The organism is Roseateles sp. (assembly GCF_036404855.1).
Lineage (GTDB): Bacteria > Pseudomonadota > Gammaproteobacteria > Burkholderiales > Burkholderiaceae_C > Pelomonas.
On record NZ_DASWYS010000094.1, the window covers coordinates 1 to 15,687 of the forward strand.

Sequence of the window (15,687 nt, forward strand, 5' to 3'; positions counted from 1 at the left end):
TCAGCGTTACCGGAATGCCGGCGTCGAGATACCGCATCGCGATGCTCGCCCCGGCCGCATCGGCGCCGATCACCGCCACGCTGGCGATGACGCCACGTGCGCATGCCACGCCTTCAGGATGCCGGGCGGGGCTCGCACTCATTCGAAAGACTGCTCGTTGCGCGCGAGAACCTCGGCCCTCAGTTCACGGCGAAGCACCTTGCCGACGGGGCTTTTCGGCAGGTCGCTGCGCAACTCGATCACCTTCGGTCGCTTGTAGCCAGTCAGATGCACGGCGCAGAATTCGCGTACGGCGTCAGCGCTCAAGGACGGGTCACGCGGCACGACAAAGATCTGGACCGCCTCGCCGGTCTGTTCGTCTGGCACACCGATCACCGCACATTCCGCAACTGCGGGCAGCGAGGTCACCACAGCCTCGATCTCGCTGGGATACACATTGAATCCGCTTACGAGGACCATGTCCTTCTTGCGGTCCACGATGCGCACGTAGCCGCGTTCGTCCATGACGCCGACATCGCCGGACATGAAGAAGCCGTCCGCTGTCATCGCGGCGGCCGTGTCGTCCGGGCGATTCCAGTAGCCTGACATCAGCTGCGGCGACTTGATGACGATCTCGCCGGGCTGGCCCAGCGCCACATCGCGTCCGTCGTCATCCCGGATGCGGATGTCCACACCCGGAAACGGCAGTCCCACGGTGCCGGTGAAGTCCTTCAAATCGGCACGGTTGCAGGTCACCGCAGCCGTCGTCTCGGACAGGCCGTAGCCTTCAACGATCGGGCATCCAGTCAGCGCCAGCCAGCGTTCGGCTACGGCCGGCATCACTGCAGTGCCCCCACCCACGCTGACGCACAGCTCGCTCATGTCCAGCGAACCGAAGTCCGGGTGGCTCGAAAGGCCGTTGAACAGCGTGTTGACCGCAGGGAAGACATGCAGCTTGTGCGGCTTCAACAACGCCAGCGTCTGCGCCATGTCCCGGGCGTTCGGAATCAGCAGAACCTGCGCGCCGGTTCGCATACCCAGCAGCGCGCACATCGTGAACGCGAACACGTGGTACAGCGGCAAGGCGCAGACGATGTTCAGCCGTCCCGTGATGGTCTTGCCCTGCCAGCCGGGCCGCATCCACGCCTCGGAGCTCAACACGTTGGCAACCAGTGCGCGGTGCGAAAGGCTCGCTCCCTTGCTGACGCCGGTCGTGCCGCCGGTGTACTGCAAGACGGCAATGTCCTCGGCCTGGAGGTCGGGACGCCGCCAGTCGTTACGCAAGCCGAGAGCCAGAGCATCGTCGAACGCGATGGGCGTTCCTGGACCCGTCTCAGTCGCGGCTGGCGCGTCTCCCACGGCGAACCGATCTGTCGGACTGGCAAGCACCACGGTCCCGATGCCCAAGGCCTTCAGAGCCGCCTGCAGGCCTTCGCCCATGGCGGCGAAGATGGGCGCGAAGATGACGAGCGCACTCGCACCGCTGTCGCGAAGTTGATGCTCCAGTTCCCGCAACGTGTACAGCGGGTTCACATTCACCGCGATCAGACCCGCTCGCAGGATGCCCGCAGCGGCCACGGGGTACTGCAGCAGGTTAGGCAGCATGATGGCCACGCGGTCCTTCTGCGCCAGCCCCAGTCCCTGCAGGAAGGACGCGAAGGCCAGCGAATACCGATCCAGCGCCCCATACGTCAGATGCTGCGGACCGAGGCGATAGGCGCTCGCGTCCCGATGACGCACAAAGCTTTCCTCCATCAGCGCGACGACGCTGGGATAGGTGCTGCAGTCGACGTCGTGAGGAACGCCCGCCGGGTACTCGGCGAGCCAGGGACGGTTGGTCATGCGGGTGTCTCCGTGCTGTCTTTGACTGAGCGTCATGGTGCCGAGGCGGCATTCCAAGCGTGATCGGGCATCCACCGCAGCGGTCAGCTTGGAGGTCCGTCCCTCGTCAGCCTCGGCCGCCGCTCCAACACAAGGGAAAACCCCCAAAGCATGCGCTACCCGCTTGCTCGCGACAGGTGCGCAGGGCTTGCTATTAGCCGCGCTACTGCCTTCGACAAACGGCGCGCGCCCCCTCCGTTTCCATGGCTCCCGCGCAGTCGATACAAAAAATCATTGCGCGAGGAAACCGTTTCGCCTCAAAATTCATCCAGCTGGAAGTTTTTTAGATGACGTTCGAGGAGACATATGCGAAACGTCACATTGCGCTCACTGCGCATCTTTGAAGCTGTGGCTTCGGCATGCAGCTTCTCTCGCGGCTCTGAACTGGTGGGCATCACGCAATCGGCTGCATCGCAGCAGATTCGGGCACTCGAAGACGAGGTTGGCACACGCCTCTTCGACACACTGGGGCGCCCTATTCAGTTGACCGACGCCGGGCGCGCGCTGCTGCGTCACGCACGGGTCATCCTGGCCCAGATCAACGTCGCGTCCGACGCGCTCTCGTCGCTCGAAAGCGAGTTCCGAGGGCAGCTGCATATCGGCGTCGTATCACCTGCGTACTACTTCGTGCCGCAACTCATCACGGCCTTCCGCAAGCGCTACGCGGACGTGCGGATCAAGCTCAGTGTCGGCAAGCGCGACTCGCTGCTGAAGAAGCTGGGGGCACACGAGATCGACCTGATGATCGGTGGCTTTCCGTCATCGGCCACCGACGTGGAAGCGGAAACCTTCGCTCGCAACCCGCACTGCTTGGTGGCGCCTGCCAACCATCCACTTGCCGGGCGCGATGACCTGACCTGGCAGGACCTGCAAGGCGAAACCTTGATCTTCAGAGAGGCAGGTTCGGCGACGAGGAACTTCCTGGAGCACCTGCTGCAGACGCAGAAGCTGGACGTCAAGGCGCGGCTGGAGCTTGAGGGCAATGAGACGGTCAAGCAGGCGGTGATTGCGGGCTTGGGCATCAGCTTTCTGTCGGCCCACGTGTTCCAGCTCGAATTGGAAGCCGGCAAACTGGCAGTGCTGAAAGTGGCGGGCACACCCAAGTGGCTGGACTGGTGCATCCTCAGCCCCCGAGATCAGGCACCTCACGCCATCCGGCAGGCCTTCAGGGACTTTGTCATGGAGGACGCGCTGGCCTTCATGGGCTGCAAGCTGGACGGCCCGCAACCACCTGCGGTGGCGCCACTTGAGATCACCCAAGGGTCAGCGGTCCGCCGCGCGCCGCTGCTGCCCATGGGCAGCCGATTCATCAATGTGGGCCCGCAAGGGCGGGCTTCCAACCACGTCCCCTTCGACTCTGCCGTGAACTACCGGGCCAGCGCCTATCCCTTTTATGTCCCGACCCAGGCCAAGGCAGAGCCCCTGCCTGCCTGAGTCGCATGGATCGTCGCCGCCACTAGGCGGCGGCGAGTGCGATGCCTTTCAGCATGCCAGCGTCTGCCGGCACGGTGATGCTGCGCACACATGGCTGGCTCGGGCGTGGTTCGGTCCAGCGCGACAGCACATAGCCGCCGCGGGCGGTCCCTTCAATCACATCTTCGCTGGCATGCACGTCGCCTTGGAGTGCAGCCAGCACATCCAGGTACACATCGTTGTTCGCCAGCGGACCATCGACGGTGACGGGCCCGACAGCTCCCAGCGCGTTCAGGCAATCGTGGGTGGCCTGCGCGGCATGCAGCGATGCCAGCGTCGCTCGTTCGCGAGGATTGAAGGCCTCTGCGCCCCGTTCGGCGGGAAGCAGACGACCGTCAGGCAGGCCCACATGTCGTCCTTCCTTGTCGACGCTCACGCCCTGGCTGACCAGACGCCTCAGCACCTGCGAATCCGCAAGGTCCGGCGATGCCCCGGCGCACAGCCGCTCCACACTCCGTCCACCCATGAACCGCCCGGTCGGGACGACATCGCCGCGCACCGACACATTGCCCAGGAAGTCGCGTTCGCCGTCCAATGCCGCGAGCGATGCGCTGGATGCCATGACCACTACCCAGGTGCCACTGGATACCAGCGTCATGCGGGGCCAGCTGCGCAGGTAGCGCGCCAGGCAGGCATTGCTGTCGTGTGCACCGCAGTGCACACGCACCCCCTGCGGAAGCCCAAGAGACGACGCCAGCTCGGGGCGGACCACGCCGACGGTGTCCCAGGCGTTGCGCACCGGCGCAAAGCGCGCGGCCCATCCCTCGCGGCGAGCCAGCGCAGACCACCGCCCTTCCCGTGGCAACCAGAGCAGCGTGTGGCACCCCAATGCCGATACCTCCGTGCTGGCCACGCCGCTGAGCCACCAGGCCCAGTACTGCGCGTAGGGCATCCAGCGCGTCACCTGCTTCATGCGCTCGGGTTGATGGCGCTGCATCCAGTCCAACTGCGTCGCCGCGTTCAGCCCTTGCGGCAGCAGAGGACTCAAAGTCTCGCCGAAGGGGTCCACTCTTTCCGCCCAGTCCGCCGTCCTGTCGTTGAAGCCTTCGAACTCGTAGTCGGCCACAGGAAGCGCCAATCCCGTCGCGCCGATGCCCGCCAGCGCCGCTCCATGCGTGATCGGCACGATGCTGCGCACCGCGCTGCGCAGCGGCCCCATTCCGGCAAGGGTCTCGCACAACCACGTTTGAACACCTGCGGTGTCGAGCGCCAGGTATCCGGCAGCGGCCTGCACCGAGCGGCTCTCACATGCCCAGCTCTGCACCAGTTGGCCGTCCTCGTCGATAGCCAACAGCTTGGTGCGCGTCTTGCCGACGTCGAGCACCAGGGTGAGACCACGCTCAGACAATGCCGCCTCCACCGCCCTGGCTGGCGGGCCGCTGCTGCGCCACGCGGGCGCGGTAGCCGCTCGCGCGGTAGGCGCCGATGAGATCGATGGCGCCGCCTTCTTCCAGGCGTAACTGCTGCAGCAGCGGGGTCACGTCGGTCTCGAAGCCCTTCTTCAGCAGCTGCGTGGCCACCAGCGCGTCGTTGCCATCCTGAGCCGCATCCAGTGCCGCACGATCCACCAGCAAGGCCTGGGCATAGCTGCGCAGCACCTGGGCTGCGCTGCTCATCAGGCTCTCCACGGGGTCGGTGACGTTGTGGCTCTGGTCGAGCATGTACGCGGGGTTGAAGCCTTGAACCGCCTCATGTTCCGCGGCAACCAGCTCATTGAAGACGAGGAAGAGCCGGTAAGGCGAGACGCTGCCGGCGTCGAGATCGTCGTCGCCGTACTTGCTGTCGTTGAAGTGGAAGCCGGCCAGCTTGCCCGCAGCGATCAGGCGCGCGACGATCAGCTCGATGTTGACATTGGGTGCGTGGTGGCCCAGGTCCACCAGACACTGCGCCTTCTTTCCCAGCGCGCTGGCCGCAAGGTAGCTGGAACCCCAGTCCTGGATGACGGTCGAGTAGAACGCCGGCTCGCAGATCTTGTGCTCCAGGAACATGCGCCAGTCGTCGGGCAGCGCGTCGTAGATTTTGCTGGCGCTGTCCAGGTAGCGGTCGAAAGCGCGGCGGAAGTGCTGCTGGCCCGGGAAGTTGCTGCCGTCACCGATCCAGACGGTCAGCGCCTTGGAGCCCAGCTCTTGCCCGGCGGCAATCACAGCCAGGTTGTGCTCGACGGCTTGTGCGCGGGTGGCGGCATCGGTGTGCGTCAGGCTTCCGAACTTGTAGCTGTGCGGCTGATCGCGCTGGTCCGAAAAGGTGTTGGAGTTCACCGCATCGAAGTACAGGCCCATGGACTTCGCCTGTCCGCGCAGCTCGCTGTAATCGCTGCAATGGTCCCAAGGCAGATGCAGCGAGACACCCGGTGTGCAGCGCGTGAGCTGGTGCACGACGCCACAGTCCTGCAGCTTGTCGAACACATGGCGGGGTTCGCCAGCACCAGGGAATCGCGCGAAGCGTGTGCCGCCCGTTCCCACGCCCCATGACGGCAGCGCCACCTCGAAGCGCTTCACCTTGGCCTTGACGGCCTCGATGTCAATTCGACGGCGCGCGAGTTGCTCCGTCAAATGCAGGTAGTCCCTCTTCTGCTGCTCCAGCAGCGGTTCATTGCTGGCTGCAATGACGTCGGCAGAGATGATGCTCATGCTTGAATCTCCTGCGACCGCTCAGCGGGTGAATGCGGCGAGGTTGCCGGCATCCACGTTGACGATGTTGCCGGTGCTCTTGGCCGACAGTTCCGACGCGAAGAAGTAGGTGGCCTCGGCGATGTCTTCGGCGAAGACGCTGCGCTTGAGCATGGAACGCTCGCGGTAGAAGGCCTCCAGGTCGCCCTCGTCGATCTTGTTGGCGGCCGCGCGCTCCTCGCTCCACTTGCCGGTCCAGATCTTGGAACCACGGATGACGGCATCGGGGTTGACGACGTTGGAGCGGATACCCAGCGGCGCGCCCTCCAGCGCCAAATTGCGGCTGAGCTGGATCTCGGCGGCCTTCGCCGCGCAATAGGCCGTTGCCTGGTTGCTCGCCACCATGCCGTTCTTGCTGGCCACCACGACGATGCTGCCGCCGAGCCCCTTGGCCTTCATCTGCTTGAAGGCCTCGCGGCACACCAGGAAATAGCCCGTCGCGAGGATGCTCTGGTTGCGGTTCCAGAGTTCCAGCGACGTTTCCTCCAGCGGAGCGGCCGACGCGATGCCGGCGTTGCTGACCACGATGTCCACGCCGCCGTATTGCACGGCCGCGTAGTCGAATGCTGCGACCACGCTGCGCTCGTCTGTGACGTCGGTCACCACACCGCGCACATGATCAGCACCGTACTTCTTGCCCATCGCGGACACGGCGGTCTCCAGCGACGCTTGGTCGATGTCCGACAGCACGACGCACGCGCCGTCCGCCAACAGACGGTGGACGATGGCCTGGCCGATGCCGCCAGCCCCGCCGGTCACAAGGGCCACCTTGCCGACCATCGGCTTGGGACGCGGCATGCGCTGAAGCTTGGCTTCTTCCAGCAGCCAGTACTCGATGTCGAATGCCTCCTGTTCAGGCAGGCCGACGTACTTGTCCACGGCATTGGCTTCTCGCATCACGTTGATGGCGTTCACGTAGAACTCGCCGGCAATCCGCGCGGTGGCCTTGTCCTTGGCGATGGTCACCATGCCCACGCGAGGCAGCAGGATCACCACCGGATTGGGGTCGCGCAGCGCCGGGCTGCTGGCGCGCCTGCAGCGCTCGTAGTAGGCCGTGTAGTCGGCGCGGTAGTCGGCCAGAAGTTGCCCCAGCAGTGCCTTGAGATCATCACCGGACTTGTTGTAGACCTCCTCGGCCACCACCAGCGGGCGGATCTTCGTGCGGAGAAAATGGTCGGGGCACGAGGTCCCCAGCGCAGCCAGCGGCGCCAGGTCGCGCGAGTTCACGAACTCCAGCACTTCAGCCGACGTGTTGACGTGGGCCAACATGGGATTGGCCTGCGAGGACAGTCCGCGCAGCACGGGGACGACCTTGGCGAGCACGGCGTCCCGCTCCTCGGCCAGCAGCGAGTCCGACTGTGCGCCGCCAAACGCAACCGCGCCCCGGCGCTTGCGCTCCTGTTCCAGCCAGGCCTGGGCGCGTGCGATCAGGTCGACGGTGTTTTCGTAGCAGGCCTTGGCCGACTCGCCCCAGCTGAACAGCCCGTGCCCTGCCAGCACGATGCCGCGCAGGCCCGGATGCGCCTCGTTGTAGGCCGCCAGCTGTTGGCCCAGCTCGTACCCGGGACGCAGCCATTGCATCCAGCCGACCTGGCCCTCGAACACCTTCTCGGTGATGTCCTTGGAGTTCTCCATGGCCGCGATGGCGATCACGGCATCGGGGTGCATGTGATCGACATGCGTGTAGGGCAAGGATGAATGCAGCGGCGTGTCGATGGAAGCGGCGCGCGGATTCAGATTGAAGGTGCAGTGGGGCAGATAGGCCACCATCTCGTCTTCATGCTCCAGGCCGCGATAAAGCGCCTTCAGCTCGCGCAGCTTGTCCATATACAGCGTGGAGAAACCGTCCAGCTTCATGGAGCCCAGGTCGCCGCCCGAGCCCTTCACCCACAGCACCTCGACAGGCTTGCCACTCAAGGGGTCCGACTGCAGGACCTTGGCCGACGTGTTGCCACCACCGTAGTTCGTGATGCGCAGATCGGAGCCCAGCAGGTTCGATCGGTATTGCAGCAGTTGCGGCTCGTCGAGGCCGGCAGCGAATTGGTCGTCCCAGCGGGGGAAAGGTTGGCTCGTAGACATGATGTTCCGGGTTGGTGAGCAAGCAGGCAAGGCAGGTACTGCCTCCACTTGGGCCGGACTCTAGGCAGAGGGCATGTGCCCCACAACGCAGCGCCACTGGGGTGCGCGATTAGCAAACCTTATGCGCGCAAGCTCGGCCCGCATCTGCATACGCCTTCAGGGCATAGCTCACGGGCGAACCATGCACGCCAAAGCATGCGTTCACTGAACGAACCCTTGCAAACCCTGATGAGCTATTTGCATGCGCACCACGCGGTGGCACGACGGAACAGTGTTTCAGTCGCCGAGGCGCGCCAAGCGGCACTCAGCGAAGCGCGCGCCCTCGGCCAAGATGAAGTTCTGGAAGGCCCGCCGCGCAGCCGGTTCCTCGGCCTCTCGCCGCGTCATCACACACCAGTCCAACCACTTCGGCAGATCCACCACGTCCAGCACCGCCAACTTGCCCATCTGCAGTTCCAGCTGGAACACGTGGGCCGACAGGAAACTGATGCCCAGCCCGGCCATCACGGCCTGCTTGACCGCCTCGTTGCCTTCAAGTTCGAGGTTGATGTTGACCTGAAGTCCCTGCACCTGCAGCAGGTGCTCCAGAAAGCGGCGCGTGGCCGAATCGGCCTCGCGCGCGATGAAGGGCTCGTCGCGCAGTTCGCGCCACTCAATGCCCTTCATCGCCACCATGCGGTGATCGGGCGCAGCGATCAGGCAATGAGGATGACGCGCAAACACCTCGGCCTGAACATCCGTCTCGGACGATGGGTAGCTGCCGACAACAAGGTCCAGCCGGTGTTCGTTGAGCATGGCCAGCAGCTCGTCTCGCCTACCCAGCACCAGCTTGATGCCCATCTCCGGGAACTTCTCGCGAAACGCAGCAATGACCGCAGGCAGGAAGTAGTTCGCGGGGGGCACCGCGCCGATCTGCAACTGCCCGCGGTACTGGCCGTCCAGCGAGTTGAGCGAATCCATCGCCACGTTGACCTGCGACAGCACTAGCCTTGCGTGTCTCAGCAACTCGCGTCCGGCATCCGTCAGACGAATCGGTCGCGCCTGGGTGTCGAACAGTTTGACCTTGACCTCTTCCTCCAGCGCGCGAATCTGCTGAGACACGGCCGACTGGGTCATGCCCAGCATCTCTGCCGCGCGTGAGAAGCTGCTCGTCGACGCCGCAGCGTCGAAGATGCGCAGGCTGCGCAAGGTCAGGTCACGCACGGCGGCTTCTCTCTGGATTCAGGTGGCAGGCATCGTAGCGCCGATGGCGCTCCAAACTCAGGACGAGACCGAGGTCACCTCAAGCCGAGCCTGCCGCTCAAACGACAGCAGGCGGCTGAATTCAAAGAGCCCCAGACCAGCCAGGCCGACGCCGCCGACCATGTAGAGGTAGAACTCCATGAAGAACTCGACGCCGCTGTCCGTCCTCGTCGGTACCCACCAGTGCATCAGCGGCTGCACCACCCAGGTCACCACCGCAGACAGCGCGCCTCCGTAGAGCAACAGCAGCCCCAACCAGCGCAGGATGCGGACCAAGCCTGTCGCGCGGGGGGCCTCCAGGGCCCGGCTGCTGCGCACGATCTGGAAGATGCGAAAGGCAGCTACGGCCATGAAGATCATCGGAGCAAAGGACGGCACCAGGCCGAGTCCGACGCCGCCGACCACCAACCCCAGCCAGCTCGTTTCGGCGATGCCCACAGGCAGAACTGCAGCGAGAAGAACGAGGCAGTAAGCAGTGCGTAGGAAGATCGACGGTGGCAGTCTCATGAGCGCAGGCATGCGTGCGGGCTAGCGGGTTGCAGCGCAGCTGAAACTGGCTGCTTCACGAACCGACCCCTGGCCCTTGTAGCGGGCAGTCTGCGGCCATGGACACAGCGGACGGCTGAACGGCGCCGCGTTGGGATCTGGGTTCTTCGCGTCGATGCGTTGGGGTGCTTCACCGCGTTCGACCCAGCGCTCCAGCGCCGGCTGCATGTCGAAGGCGCTTGCACCTGGTCCGCCCGCGCAATGCCCCATGGCAGGCACCATGAACAGCCGCACATGCGCATCGGCCGCGTCGCCCAGATGGCGAGAGACCTTCTCAAAGTACTCGACAGTGTCGGCGGCGGAAATGACGGGGTCGCTCCAGCCCTGGTACATCAGCAGCTTGCCACCCTTCTTCGCGAAGGGACGCAGGTCGGGACTGTCCACGTTGAGGATGGACGCGACCCGCTGATGCGCCAACGGGTAATCGCGGTTCAGCACGAAGTCCTCGACCTTCCAGTCGGGATCGTCGAACACCATCCAGCGATAGAACTCCTGACCGAACACGGCAGCCTGCGGCGTCGTGACCCAGGCGCTCCAGTTGTCGGGGCCGCCTTCGCTGCCCAACGCAGGCCCGCTCATGACCTGCCGGCCGTCACTCAGTCGCGGCCCGTCGTAGATCCTGCGGAAGGCCGTCACCTCCGCGGAGCTCAAGCAATCGGCCCCGTTCTCCGCCTTGCACTGCAGTTCGGCGGGATCGAAGCGGCATGCGCGTGGGTTCTCAAGCAGGCCATCCCGCACGCCATCCAGCGCATCGCACTTCTTCAGCACGGCGTCGTGCACTAGTGCCTGCTTGTCCCCGAGCTTGGACGCACCTTCCGAACCATGAACCGTCCGGTGATTCCAGATCAGCTTGGTCAACACTTCCAGGTAGCGCCGGGCAGGCGCTCCGGCAATCACGCCGTCGTAGTCACCCGGGTAGCGGCTCGCCTCCATGAGGCCGTCGCGCCCGCCATTCGAGCAGCCGAAGAAGTAGGCGTACTTCGCCGGCGAGCCGTAGTAGGCCTGAATCACCTGCTTGGCCACGACTGCCGCCAGATGGTTGCCGCGATGGCCGAAATCGACCACCTTCTCGGGCTGCTTGTGCACCCAGGGCGCCAACCCCGGCGCCGGCTTGTGGCCGACATCGGTCGTGACCGCCGCGTATCCCTGCGCGATGGACTTGTTCAGCGCGGCGGCACCACCCAGCGACAGCCCGCCGTCGAAACCGGCGCCACCATAGCCCTGCAACCTGCCGTTCCAGTTCTCGGGCAACCAGACCTCGACGTTGATGCTCGATCCCGCCACGGGTTGCAGTCGCAGACGCACGCGGCACATGGCCGCGTCGGCAGTCGCACCCTCTGTGGCCCCGCCCATCACCTTCTCGCCCGCCTGCATTCGCTCAGCGCCTTCCACCAAGCCGGCCTCGACCTTCAATCCCGTCAGTGCAGAGCAGCCCTGCACGCCAGCGGCTTGGGCAGCACAAGCGCCGAAGCCGAGGCTGGCAGCCATGACGAGTGTTCGCAGTTGCATCGTCCGGCTCACTTCGCTTTGACCCGTTCCATCACCCCCGATGACGTCAACCAGGCGCCAAGCGCTTCCGGCCACTGCCCCACGGGTTGATCCTTCAGTCGCATGCCGAAACCATGACCGCCCTTCGAGTAGATGTGCAGCTCTGCTGGACGCCGAACGTGCTGCCACTGTTCGAACAGCTTGGTGCTGCCAGCGGCCGGCACCGTCGTGTCGTCCTGTGCATGGACCAGGAACAATGGCGGCGCATCAGCGGCCGGTTGATCGGCGTTGACCGGCATGCCGTACGCCGCGACGGCGAAGTTGGGGCGGGAAGACGCATCGGCCTGCATGGCAACACCGAGCGTGGTGATGGCACCGGCAGAGAAGCCCATCATGCCCACGCGGTCGGGATCGATGCCGAACTTCGCCGCAGCGCCGCGCACCTGCTTCAAGGCCTGGACGGCATCGGCCACAGCCAGCAGGCGCCCAGGCTCCATCAACCTCAACATGCCGTCCATGTCCTTGGGTGGTGCCTGACCGGGTTCGAGCGCGATATGGCCCACCCGGTACTTGAGCACGAAGGCCGTGATGCCTCGACTGACCAGCCACTGTGCCGGCTCGATGCCCTCCAGGTCCCAGGCCAGTCCTCCAAAGCCTCCACCGGGCAAGACAACGACCGCAGCACCGTTGGCCTTGCCTGAAGCGGGTCGGAAGACCGTGAGCGTCGGCGCGTTCACGTTGGTTTTCACGCGCGTCTCGCCACTCGGGAGCTTCACAAGATCATGACGCTCGACCATGGTCTTGTGTTCCGTCCCAGGCGCGGCGCCGGGCCAGACGTTGAAAACCTCTTCGGCTCCGCCAGCCGTGGCGCCGACGGCCTGCGGCGCGACGACCATCAACGGAACCGAGGCCGCAGTTGCGAGATTCAGGAAGGTGCGGATCGTACGAAGAACCATGGGATCTCTCAGTGCATCAAACAAAGGGCCAGCTGCCAACGACGGCGAGCACAGGACCAGAAGGTCTTGAAGACCTCAGTGCACTGAGGATGCCCACGCAGTGGCAGCCGATGAAGCGAGGATTCCCCGGCGACGGATGGGGACAACGGGCCGTTCGCATCAGGATGCAGCATCAGGGTTTGCCCAAGATGCGGCGCTGCTGCCAAGCTTTCCATCCTGTCCAACTCGGGCATGCACTGGGTGCCCCCATGCGACCCATCGGCACCATGGCCTGCACTTATCGCACCCATTAGCGCCGTTGCGAAGCCTGCACCGTCTCACCAGCAGTCTGCCGAAACGGCTTGTCGGCTCAAGCAAGGCATCGCGCGGAACTTTCAACTGCCGGTTTACCCGCCCCAAGCGGCCTGCTAGGGGACATTAGTGGCACTAATGCAATCACGAATGGCGACGCACTACCTCGCTTTTCCCTGGCGTTGAGCCCCTGCATCAACCCCGCTTGAGTGAAAACCCCAAACACATCCGACCGGAAGGTTTTGGCAGGATGAAGGTCCTGGACAACACAGCCCCGTGAATCTCCGCTGCGGGAGAAACGGCCTGTGAACCAACATGACATCAAGGCTTGACGAGCGCCATCCCACGTTGGCGACGAGACCTTCCACAAACAACCATTCCTATTGACGGAGACAACGCGATGACCAGAAAGTTCAACCGCGCGCCGCTTGCAGCAGGCCTCGCACTGTGCGCCATCAGCCAGGCAGTCATGGCGCAGACGCCCGCACCTGCAGCTCCGAGCGCTGCCGCGTCGGCGCCTGAGGCAGGCAAGCCCATCATCAATCAACTCGACGTCGTCATCGTTTCGGCGAACAAGCGCGAGGAACGCCTGCAAGACGTGCCAGCCACGGCGTCGGTCCTGCAGCCTCAGCAACTGGAACAGCAACGCTTGGTGTCCATGGAGGACCTGCAGCGCGCGATTCCCACGCTGGAAGGCTCCGGCAATGGCATGAAGATCCGTGGCTACGGCGCGACCTCGTTCTCGCCCACCGCTGAAGGCGCTGTCGGCATCGTCGTCGATGGTGTCTCGCTCGGCGGTGCGTCGGAAACGCCGCCCAACCTGTTCGATGTCGAGCGCGTGGAAGTGCTCGAAGGCTCGCAGGGCACGCTGTTCGGCAAGAACGCATCTGCCGGCATCGTCAACATCGTGACGGTCGCGCCGAACCCCAAGAAGTTTGGTGGTGCGGTGCGCGTCGAGGCTCGCACCCGCAAGAGTGGCTCTGCCCAGGCGGCCGTGAACGTGCCGCTGGGCGAGCAACTCGCGCTGCGCGTGGTGGCGGGTGCCGTGCGCGAACCTCGGATCGCCCACAACCTGCCCGACGACACCTGGGACGGCATCCACCGCCAGAACGTGCGCGCCCGTCTGCGCTGGCTGCCCAGCTCGGACGTGCGTGTCGACCTGAGCGTCGACAACTCGCTGAACGAGAACAAGGGCGGCAACCCCGTCGTGTTCTACAAGACAACCGCAGGGTCGCCACTGACCAACGCGCTGGCAGCCTGCGGCGTGACGGCCAGCGAGGAAAACACCGACGGCTGCGCCACGGAAGGCTACAAGCGCAAGGACCGCAGCCGCGGTGGCTCCGCGCAGATCGACTGGTTCCTCAACGAATACACGCTGACCTCGATCACCGCGCTTCGTAAGGCTTCGTCGGATACGACGTCCAACGAGTTGGACGGTGTCAACGTGCCCGTCCCGAGCGCCATCCAGGCGCCGCTGTTCAAGACGTTCAAGAACACCAGCCAGGAATTCCGGGTCACCTCGCCCGACTTCGATGCCGGCAACTTCGTCGCAGGCGCCTTCTACTATGACCAGGACATCGAAGGCGGCTCCATGCGCAAGATCGTCCCGCCCGGCCTGCCGCCCGGCCTGTCCCTGGGCGACACGAAGACCCAAGCGGCCAACACGCGCAGCGTGGCCTTGTTCGCGCAGGGCATCTATCGCCTCAACGACGAGATCACGTTCAACATGGGCGCGCGTTTCGGCCGCGAGAACGTGTCGACCGTCGCTTCCGGCGCGCTGATTCCTGGTGCCGTGGCCGCTGTCATCGCCGCGAACCTCCGCCCGGTGAATGCCGAGCTCGCCGATACCTACAACTCGTACAAGGCTGGCGCGCAGTATCAGTTCACGCGCAACAACATGGCCTATGTGCTCTACACCAAGGGCTACAAGGGGCCCGTCGTCAACGACGTCCTGCCCACGCCGACCACCTCGGTCATCGTTCGTCCCGAGATCCCGAAGACCTGGGAACTGGGCCTGAAGAACCAGTTCCTGAACGGCCGCGCCGGGCTGAACCTGACGGTCTACAACACGAAGGCGACCGACTTCCAGACGACCGTGCTGGACCCGGCCACGCTGAGTTTCGTTACCGGCAACGCCCCGTCGGCCACCTTCCGCGGCGCATCGGTCAGCTTCTACGGACGGGTCACGCCCGAACTGCTGATCAACGGTGGCCTGACCCGCATGAAGACGGAAACCGATCGCGGCGGCATCGGATCCACCGGCGGTGACCCAACGATCCGTGGCAATCTGGCTGCCACCTACAGCTTCGCTGTCGCCGGGATGCGTGCCTCCCTGGGCGCCGATGTCACGTACGAAGACCGACCGGCCGAGGATCCGACGGCTCCGCTGGCCTGGGCCCACAAGGCCACGATCTTCGGCGCACAGGCCGGTCTGCGCTCCGCAGATGACAAGTGGGGCGTGACGCTGAACGTCCGCAACCTGTTCGACAAGTTCGACCCCGCCGGTCGCAGCGGCTACTTCCTCGGTCAGTTCGTCGGGGACACCGCCGCAGCGTTCCAGACCTTCAAGCCCGAGACTCGCCGCGTTGTCGGCCTGACACTGGACGCGAAGTTCTAAGCAACCCAAAGAACCGAGGCCCGGCTGCGCACACGGCCGGGCCTCATTCATTTCGCAACCAGAAGCTCGATGCGCCCTGTTGAATCTGTGAAGAGGAGTCACCCATGAACACAAGCGCCGCAGCGCTGCCTCCCAAGAAGAAGCGACGCGCCTGGAAGCTTCTTCTCTTGATCATCGGAGGTCTCTTGCTCCTTCTGCTGACGCTGATCACGACGGTCGCGCTGGTTTCCCCAATCCGCGAATGGACCGCGACGCAGATCCTGACGGAATCGGTCGTGCGAGAACGGCTCGCCGATGTTCCCCCGCGCACGCAGGCCCTGCCCGTCGAGAAGACCATGGTCCGCATGCGCGACGGCGTGGAGTTGAGCACGCAGGTCTTCCTGCCCCAGGGGGCGGGGCCCTGGCCGATCATCGTCGTGCGCGATCCCTACAGCTTTGCGCACTACACCTCCTGCAAGGTCTTCGT

At 64.7% G+C, this 15,687-nt stretch carries 11 protein-coding genes; 3 read left to right on the forward strand and 8 right to left on the reverse strand.

The annotated features are described in order from the left end of the window. Positions 1-138 precede the first annotated feature (138 nt). Positions 139-1,821 (reverse strand): AMP-binding protein, encoded by a 1,683-nt coding sequence (locus tag VGF12_RS06115; protein WP_331175155.1) that lies wholly within the window; start codon positions 1,819-1,821, stop codon positions 139-141. Between the two features lie 345 nt (positions 1,822-2,166). On the opposite strand from VGF12_RS06115, the gene VGF12_RS06120 reads away from it, so the two are divergent. Next, positions 2,167-3,294 carry a LysR substrate-binding domain-containing protein gene (locus VGF12_RS06120; protein ID WP_331175156.1) on the forward strand — a complete coding sequence of 376 codons (1,128 nt, stop codon included), beginning with the start codon at positions 2,167-2,169 and terminating at the stop codon, positions 3,292-3,294. 22 nt (positions 3,295-3,316) lie between these two features. Here VGF12_RS06120 and VGF12_RS06125 read toward each other — a convergent pair whose 3' ends face one another. The 7 genes from VGF12_RS06125 to VGF12_RS06155 all read right to left on the reverse strand — a co-directional run bounded on the left by VGF12_RS06125 (position 3,317) and on the right by VGF12_RS06155 (position 12,337). Then, entirely contained in the window at positions 3,317-4,657 is a 1,341-nt protein-coding gene (locus VGF12_RS06125; protein ID WP_331175157.1) for an FGGY family carbohydrate kinase, read from the reverse strand. 16 nt (positions 4,658-4,673) lie between these two features. Then, positions 4,674-5,963, reverse strand: coding sequence for an L-rhamnose catabolism isomerase (rhaI, locus tag VGF12_RS06130; RefSeq protein WP_331175158.1), 1,290 nt, complete (start codon positions 5,961-5,963; stop codon positions 4,674-4,676). Positions 5,964-5,984: 21 nt separating this feature from the next. Next, positions 5,985-8,081 carry a bifunctional rhamnulose-1-phosphate aldolase/short-chain dehydrogenase gene (locus VGF12_RS06135; protein WP_331175159.1) on the reverse strand — a complete coding sequence of 699 codons (2,097 nt, stop codon included), beginning with the start codon at positions 8,079-8,081 and terminating at the stop codon, positions 5,985-5,987. A gap of 276 nt (positions 8,082-8,357) precedes the next feature. Beyond that, positions 8,358-9,284, reverse strand: coding sequence for a LysR family transcriptional regulator (locus VGF12_RS06140; protein WP_331175160.1), 927 nt, complete (start codon positions 9,282-9,284; stop codon positions 8,358-8,360). A gap of 57 nt (positions 9,285-9,341) precedes the next feature. Then, on the reverse strand, positions 9,342-9,761 hold the full coding sequence (locus VGF12_RS06145) for a hypothetical protein (RefSeq protein ID WP_331175161.1): 420 nt from the start codon (positions 9,759-9,761) through the stop codon (positions 9,342-9,344). A 90-nt stretch (positions 9,762-9,851) separates the two neighbouring features. Continuing rightward, a complete protein-coding gene (locus VGF12_RS06150; RefSeq protein ID WP_331175162.1) occupies positions 9,852-11,378 on the reverse strand; it encodes a tannase/feruloyl esterase family alpha/beta hydrolase in 1,527 nt (508 codons plus the stop codon). Positions 11,379-11,386: 8 nt separating this feature from the next. Then, positions 11,387-12,337 (reverse strand): alpha/beta hydrolase, encoded by a 951-nt coding sequence (locus VGF12_RS06155; protein ID WP_331175163.1) that lies wholly within the window; start codon positions 12,335-12,337, stop codon positions 11,387-11,389. 667 nt (positions 12,338-13,004) lie between these two features. Between VGF12_RS06155 and VGF12_RS06160 the strand changes: the two genes are divergently transcribed. Together VGF12_RS06160 and VGF12_RS06165 are read left to right on the forward strand one after the other, a co-directional pair. Then, entirely contained in the window at positions 13,005-15,221 is a 2,217-nt protein-coding gene (locus tag VGF12_RS06160) for a TonB-dependent receptor (RefSeq protein ID WP_331175164.1), read from the forward strand. A 104-nt stretch (positions 15,222-15,325) separates the two neighbouring features. Beyond that, the coding region (locus VGF12_RS06165; RefSeq protein WP_331175165.1) for a hypothetical protein at positions 15,326-15,687 on the forward strand (362 nt) is incomplete at its 3' end.